This window comes from Bradyrhizobium sp. CCBAU 11361 (genome assembly GCF_028128935.1).
Classification (GTDB): Bacteria; Pseudomonadota; Alphaproteobacteria; order Rhizobiales; family Xanthobacteraceae; genus Bradyrhizobium; species Bradyrhizobium niftali.
Map to the genome: position 1 here is coordinate 29,422 of NZ_LBJZ01000006.1, position 1,431 is coordinate 30,852.

The window sequence follows — 1,431 nt, forward strand, 5'->3', positions numbered from 1 at the left end:
ATTGACCAGATGTTGGTTACCGGACATGCCAGACTTCCATGATCACCGCACGGCCCTTTGGCTTTCATCGGTGATGAGAACGCCACTAGCGCTCCCGCCTCCTCTTAGAACGGAGCAGCGCCATGCATCGACGCCGTCTCAAGCAAACCACGTCCCTCGAAGAGCGCCTTGCCGAACAAGCCCAACGTCTCCGTCAGGAAGCCAAATCGCTTCCACCTGGTTTCGAGCGCGAGCAAGCGATCCGCAAAGCCCGGCAAGCCGAAACCGGCGCGCATATTAGCGAATGGCTAAACTCGCCCGGATTACAGCCCCCAAGGTGAACGTTGAAGCCGCCTGCGGCCTACTATCCCGATGGGATCTCAGAGCAGGACAATGAGCGCCGCCAACAGGCAGAGCGGGCGACAAACCCTCTCGACAAAGAGACGTGGCTACGGCGAGCCCGTCCCTGCCGCCCTGAATTTTTAACAAATGAGCAAAACGAGACAGCGGCGCAAGTCCGCGTTGTTCCATCCTGATAAAATCACCGTTCGGCCATTGGCATCCATCGGTGACTGAGAGCATCACGCTCCCGTCCAACCCAAGTGGAGGGCGAACTATGTCGTCACTTAAACAACTTCAACGCCAGCAAATAAACCACGATACCCGCTATACGCACGGGCAGCTCGTACAGCTACGACGCCAGATGCTGCGGTTTGCCAGGTCGACGCCGCCCGGGGCTGAGAGAAATGCACGGCGGCAGATCGCCCGATCGCTGCGCAGTCTTTTCAAGAACAAGGGATGGCTGGACGCTCACACCGCTGAAGGTTCGTAGCGCGCCAAAGACGTTTTCCGCATGTTTCGGGCATCAGCGGTGGTGCTTCAATTTGACATTTGGGCCGAGGGCTCACGGCTAGAAGTTTCGGGAAACTTAGCGCGCAATTACGAACCGCGTCACGCCATCCTCGATCTTCATTTCGATGGCGATGTCCCACAGCCAATCTTCGTCTTCGCCGAGGTCCTTGGCGACCTTGGCAATAGTGGTGACGTGATGGACCTTGTTGACGTGAGTGGTCATGCCGCTCGAGCGGAGATCGTTGATGCGGGCGTCCAATTCCAGGGCAGCAGTTCGTCCAAGCGATTGGCCGGATGGGCGGCGAGGCGGGCGAGGATATCCGTGAGCCACGCCTGCGGGTCGATGCCGTTCATTTTCGCCGTGACGATGAGGCTGTACATGGCTGCGGCGCGCCGCCCTCCGCGATCAGATCCGCAGAACAGCCAGGACTGCCGTCCAAGAGCGATGCCTCTTAGGCCTCGTTCGGCGGCATGGTTGGACAGACATACCCGCCCATCCTCGAGGAACAGGGTGAAGCTCGCCCAGCGCTTCAGGATATAGTTGAACGCCTTGGCCAGGTCGTGCCCACGGGAGAGCTTGGCGAGCTGTTCCCGCATGTA

3 protein-coding genes are annotated in these 1,431 nt (G+C 59.2%); 1 reads left to right on the plus strand and 2 read right to left on the minus strand.

Going from position 1 to position 1,431, the window contains the following annotated elements:
- Positions 1-122 precede the first annotated feature (122 nt).
- Entirely contained in the window at positions 123-320 is a 198-nt protein-coding gene (locus tag XI08_RS03585; protein ID WP_271573377.1) for a hypothetical protein, read from the plus strand.
- A 587-nt stretch (positions 321-907) separates the two neighbouring features.
- On the opposite strand, the gene XI08_RS03590 is transcribed toward XI08_RS03585, so the two are convergent.
- Both XI08_RS03590 and XI08_RS03595 read right to left on the minus strand, forming a co-directional pair.
- Entirely contained in the window at positions 908-1,054 is a 147-nt protein-coding gene (locus tag XI08_RS03590) for a hypothetical protein (protein ID WP_171901089.1), read from the minus strand.
- Positions 1,051-1,431: transposase domain-containing protein (locus tag XI08_RS03595; RefSeq protein WP_271573378.1), on the minus strand; the 381-nt coding region annotated here is incomplete at its 5' end. The genes XI08_RS03590 and XI08_RS03595, both read right to left, overlap by 4 nt.